The organism is Mesorhizobium sp. M7A.F.Ca.CA.002.09.1.1 (assembly GCF_003998555.1).
GTDB lineage: Bacteria > Pseudomonadota > Alphaproteobacteria > Rhizobiales > Rhizobiaceae > Mesorhizobium > Mesorhizobium ciceri.
In genome coordinates this window covers 1-4,848 of sequence record NZ_RZRR01000403.1, presented here as the reverse complement: position 1 = coordinate 4,848, position 4,848 = coordinate 1, and the positions used below count along the sequence as shown (strand labels likewise).

6 protein-coding genes and 1 pseudogene are annotated in these 4,848 nt (G+C 62.6%); 1 reads left to right on the top strand and 6 read right to left on the bottom strand.

Features of this window, described 5'->3' with window-relative positions; translation table 11 throughout:
- From EN994_RS36155 to EN994_RS18035, 6 genes and pseudogenes are all read right to left on the bottom strand, one after another.
- Positions 1-143, bottom strand: a pseudogene (locus tag EN994_RS36155) (phosphatidate cytidylyltransferase); the annotation flags it as partial.
- Positions 140-874, bottom strand: coding sequence for an isoprenyl transferase (locus EN994_RS18055; protein WP_013531758.1), 735 nt, complete (start codon positions 872-874; stop codon positions 140-142). The pseudogene EN994_RS36155 and the gene EN994_RS18055, both read right to left, overlap by 4 nt.
- A 34-nt stretch (positions 875-908) precedes the next feature.
- On the bottom strand, positions 909-1,463 hold the full coding sequence (frr, locus tag EN994_RS18050; RefSeq protein WP_013531759.1) for a ribosome recycling factor: 555 nt from the start codon (positions 1,461-1,463) through the stop codon (positions 909-911).
- Positions 1,464-1,555: 92 nt separating this feature from the next.
- Complete coding sequence (pyrH, locus tag EN994_RS18045) at positions 1,556-2,278, bottom strand: UMP kinase (RefSeq protein WP_013531760.1); 723 nt, start codon at positions 2,276-2,278, stop codon at positions 1,556-1,558.
- A 147-nt stretch (positions 2,279-2,425) separates the two neighbouring features.
- Positions 2,426-3,535, bottom strand: a complete 1,110-nt coding sequence (locus tag EN994_RS18040; protein WP_063167967.1) for an aldo/keto reductase — start codon at positions 3,533-3,535, stop codon at positions 2,426-2,428.
- A 37-nt stretch (positions 3,536-3,572) separates the two neighbouring features.
- Positions 3,573-4,100 (bottom strand): nuclear transport factor 2 family protein, encoded by a 528-nt coding sequence (locus EN994_RS18035; protein WP_063167966.1) that lies wholly within the window; start codon positions 4,098-4,100, stop codon positions 3,573-3,575.
- Between the two features lie 116 nt (positions 4,101-4,216).
- On the opposite strand from EN994_RS18035, the gene EN994_RS18030 reads away from it, so the two are divergent.
- Positions 4,217-4,848 (top strand): LysR family transcriptional regulator (locus tag EN994_RS18030; RefSeq protein WP_164745990.1); only part of this gene is annotated, 632 nt, incomplete at its 3' end.

Sequence of the window (4,848 nt, the reverse complement as noted above, 5' to 3'; positions counted from 1 at the left end):
GACATGCGGGTCCATTCATAGAAGATCGCCGCCGATATCACGGCGCACAGCAGCCGGAACGGCAGACCGCCGATCCAGGTCAGACCGAGAGTGATGATGGCGAGCACGATCGCCGAAACGACACGCAGCTGGAGATTGCTCATCCCGCGGCCGGTCGCGAAGCGACGTCCTGGCCTCCAAGTCCGCCGAAACGGCGTTCGCGGCCAGCAAACTCACGCAAGGCCTCGGCAAGGTGTTCGCGGCTGAAGTCGGGCCAGTAGCAAGGCAGGAAGACAAGCTCGCTATAGGCGGCCTGCCACAGGAGGAAATTCGACAGCCGAAGCTCGCCGCTGGTGCGAATGACCAGTTCCGGGTCGGGAATGCCTTGCGTATCAAGCGCAACGGCAAAGCTTTCGGCAGATATCGCCTCGGCGTCGAGTTCGCCACGCGCCACGGCCAAAGCGAGCTTTTGCGCCGTGCGAACGATCTCGTCGCGTCCGCCATAGTTGAAGGCGATCACCAGCGTCAGAGATTCATTTGCGGCAGTCAGCGTTTCGGCCTCGTCGAGCAGTCCCCTGATATCGGGCTGCAGCCCTGCCCGGTCGCCGATGATTCTAACCCGCACACCGCTCTGGTGCAGTTCGGCAAGGTCACGGCGGATGAACATTTTCAGAAGGCCCATCAGGTCGCTGACCTCGGATTTCGGCCGCGACCAGTTCTCCGACGAGAAAGCGTAGACGGTCAGGTAGGAGATGCCGAGTCCGGGTGCTGCGCGCACCGTCTTGCGCAGCGCCTCGACGCCGGCACGATGGCCCGCAAGACGAGGCAAGCCGCGCGCCTTGGCCCAGCGTCCGTTTCCGTCCATGATGATCGCGACATGCGCGGGCGTTGCCATGTTCTCGCTTTCGGGTCAGCCGGAGGCCAAGACCCTAAACCTGCATGATTTCAGCTTCCTTATCGGAAAGCAGGTGGTCGATGGTGCTGATCGTCTCGTCGGTAAGTTTCTGAACCTGGTCCGAGCGCTTGCGCTGATCGTCCTCGCTGATGTCGCCGTCCTTCTCCGCCTTCTTCAGGAAGTCCATGCCGTCGCGGCGCACATGGCGCGCGGCGACCCGGGCGTTCTCGGCGTAGGTGTGCGAGATCTTGACCAGTTCCTTGCGTCGCTGTTCGTTGAGTTCGGGAAGCGGAATCCTGAGGTTGGTGCCGTCCACGATCGGGTTGAAACCCAGATTGGATTCGCGGATCGCGCGGTCGACCGCGCCGACCATCGACTTGTCCCATACCGATACCGAGATCATGCGCGGCTCCGGCACCGAGACGTTGGCGACCTGGTTGATCGGCATGGTGGTGCCATAGGCCTGCACCTGGATCGCATCAAGCAGATTGCTGGAGGCGCGACCGGTCCGCAGCGAAGCCAGATCATGCTTGAACGCGGCGATGGCCCCATCCATGCGCCGCTTGAGATCGTCGTACTCACCACTCATCTTTATCTCCTCGACCCGTCTAATGCGGGCTCACTGCTCCGTCTTCGAATCGGACCTTCGAAAACCGGTTTCCCTTCGAGCCTGGCCGCCGATCAATCGTCCGCGACGACCGTGCAGCGGCCGCCGCCCCTCAGAATATCGCCGAAACCACCTTTTTCGTGGATCGAATAGACGATTATCGGAATGTTGTTTTCGCGCGCAAGTGCAATCGCTGCAGTATCCATGATGGAAAGGCCGCGATTTATGACTTCGCCATGGCTGATGCGCTCGAAACGCGTCGCATTCGGGTCCTTCTTCGGGTCCGCCGAGTAGACGCCGTCGACCTGAGTGCCCTTGAACAGTGCGTCGGCGCCGATTTCAGCCGCGCGGAGGGCGGCGGCCGAATCAGTGGTGAAGAACGGATTACCGGTGCCGCCGGCGAAGATCACCACCTTGCCCTGGTTCATGTAGGCAGTCGCCTGGCGCTGCGAAAAGCTCTCGCAAAGTTCGGGCATGGCGATCGCCGAAAGCACCACGGCGTCGACGCCGATCTTGTTCAACGACGTGCGCAGCGCCAGCGAGTTGATCACCGTGGCAAGCATGCCCATGTGGTCGCCGGTGACACGGTCGCCGCCCTTGGAGGCAACGGCCACGCCGCGAAAGATGTTGCCGCCGCCGATGACGACACCGACCTCGATGCCCAATGCACGCGCCTCGGCGATGTCGCCGGCGATGCGATCCACCACTGAAACGTCGATGCCGAAATGCTGCTCGCCCATCAACGCTTCGCCCGACGCTTTCAACAAGACACGTCGGTAGAGGGGCTTCACCGTCATCTGGGCCTCTTCATTTGCATGTGGCGCGTTTCGGTGGCTACCCTCGCGCAGGCGCCGCCTCGAAACAATGGCGTTCCGATACACGAAGGGCGCCGCGATGTCACGCGGCGCCCAAACGGCAAATTCGCCGGTTTCCTGTCCCATCAATCAATTGGTGGACACGCTGGCCGACTCTCCTTCGATAAGCACCGGTGACACGTAGTTGGAGGGCTTGTCGCCGGTTGTCGCGCCGCCGGTGACGCGCGCCTGTATCTGCGCGCCGAAATAGGAATAGGGAAACGGCGCTGGAGTTCTGCTGACCCTCTCCAGCCGGTCGCGATGCGCTTTCGGAATCTCGAAATCCAGCGCGCCAAGATTGTCCTGCATTTGGCTGAGCGTCGTCGCACCGAGAATGACGGTCGCGATCCCCGGCTGCGTCGCTACCCAGTTGAGCGCGACCTGAGGCATGCTGCGGCCGATCTCGGATGCGACCTTCTCGAGTTCGGCCACGATAGCCCAGTTGCGTTGCGTGAACTTTTGGAACCCCGGATGCGTCGAGTTGCGAAATCCGTCGAGCCGGCCCGCGGTTCCGGCCTGAGCCGGCCGATACTTGCCGCTCAGCAGTCCGCTGGCCAGCGGGCTCCACACCATGATGCCGGCGCCATGGCGCGTGCCGAATGGCACGAACTCATTCTCGATCGCGCGTTCGGCCAATGAATATTCGAGCTGTAGCGCCGAAACCGGCTCATATCCGCGCAATTCGGCGATCGCCTGTGCGCGGCCCGCATACCAGGCGGGCACATCCGAAAGACCGACATGGCGCACCTTGCCCATCCGAACCAGGTCGTCCAGCGTGCGCATGACCTCCTCGGCCGGGGTCAGCCTGTCCCAGACATGCATGAGATAGAGATCGATATAGTCGGTCCCCAACCGTTTCAGCGAAGCATCGACGGCCCGCATGATGTTCTTGCGGCCATTGCCGCCGGCATTCGGATTGCCGGGCTGCATGTTCATGGTGAACTTGCTGGCGATCACCGCCATGTCGCGCAAGCCGCGCTCGGCGATGAATTCGCCAAGCCAGGCTTCGGCCGTGCCGTCTGTGTAGAGATCCGCCGTGTCGAAGAAATTGCCGCCCGCCTCGACATAGGCGTCGAACATCGCCCGCGCCGTATCCCTGTCGGCTCCCCAGCCCCATTCCGTGCCGAAAGTCATCGTGCCCAGCGCCAGCCGGCTGACCCTGAGGCCGCTGTTGCCAAGAGTGTAGTAGGTCATGGTCATAATCGTCTTCCAATGCTTGGTGATAGATGCCCGAGCGTCACTGGCCCGGAGTGGTCTTGACCCAGGGATTGCCGCGCTCGTGTGTCATGCGGAACGCAAAGCCATCGACCTTCCAGCCATCCGCAAAACGCGTCAGGTGATGCTCATAGGTGCCCCAGACCTCCCAAAGCGGGTCGCCATTGCCTTCCATCCGGTTCCAGGCATAGCCGTTCGACAGGACAGTCGCCGTGTCCCCTTCGAGAACGACCTGGTGATTGGTGCGCAGATGCAGGCTTGTCTTGCTGCCCTTGAGGTTGGCCGCCCAGGCGCCAATCAGGTCGTCGGAAGCGATGTTGGCCGCCGGCTGTCCGGAAAGGCTGCTGAAATCGGCAGTGGCCCGATCCGCGAAATAGCTGCGTGCAAGCTTCCAGTCCTGGGCGTCGACGGCCCGGTCGATGGCATCGGCAATGCGAATGACCGCGCGTTCGTCTGCGAGGGCCCGCCAGTCTGATGGCTCCGCCCCGCCGGCGTCCATCGGCGCCAACGCCATGCCTGCCGCGAAAGTTACGCGCTTCAACGCATTCATGTTCTTTCTCCTCGATGCCATCAGCCCATCGCCGACGTGCGGCCGGCAATGTGGACCGCTCGGTCGACATCGATAAGATTGCATTGTTCGTATGGACCATGCGATATCATGCATGAATGTACCGGGACCTGCTCACCCACTTGCCTGTGATCGTCGCCGTGGCCCGACGCGGCGGCTTTGCGCTTGCCGCCGCCGAACTCGGCATGAGCCCTTCGGCAGTCAGCCATGCGGTGCGCATTGTCGAAGAGCGGATCGGCCAGCCTTTGTTCGCACGGACGACGCGCAGCGTTTCGCTCACCGAGGCCGGCAAGGCGCTGGTGGAAACGGCGGCTCCGGCCCTCCAGGATATTGCCGAGCGGATGGACCGTATCCGCAGCGTCAAAGGCAGGCCGTCTGGCCTGCTCAGGATCAACGCCTCCAACATCGCCATACCATTGGCGGTGACGCCGGTGGTCGCCGCGATGGCCGAGCGCTATCCGGAGGTTACCGTCGAGGTCTTCGCTGACCAGGGTCTGGTTGATATCGTCGGCGAAGGCTTCGATGCCGGCATCCGGCTTGGCGAGATGATCGCCCAGGACATGGTCGCGGTCCGGCTGACGCCGCCGTTCTCCGTCGTCATCGTGGCCTCGCCCGTTTATATCGGACGGCACGGCCGTCCCAGCAGCGTTGCCGATTTGGCGAACCACAATTGTATTGGCTACCGGCTCGTCCGCTCCGGTGCGCTCTATCGCTGGGATCTGATCGAGGA

Coding starts and splice junctions, on each gene's coding strand:
- EN994_RS18040 (WP_063167967.1), bottom strand. CDS start 3,535: ATGACCATGACCTACTACACTCTTGGCAACAGCGGCCTCAGGGTCAGC.
- frr (WP_013531759.1), bottom strand. CDS start 1,463: ATGAGTGGTGAGTACGACGATCTCAAGCGGCGCATGGATGGGGCCATC.
- EN994_RS18035 (WP_063167966.1), bottom strand. CDS start 4,100: ATGAATGCGTTGAAGCGCGTAACTTTCGCGGCAGGCATGGCGTTGGCG.
- EN994_RS18055 (WP_013531758.1), bottom strand. CDS start 874: ATGGCAACGCCCGCGCATGTCGCGATCATCATGGACGGAAACGGACGC.
- pyrH (WP_013531760.1), bottom strand. CDS start 2,278: ATGACGGTGAAGCCCCTCTACCGACGTGTCTTGTTGAAAGCGTCGGGC.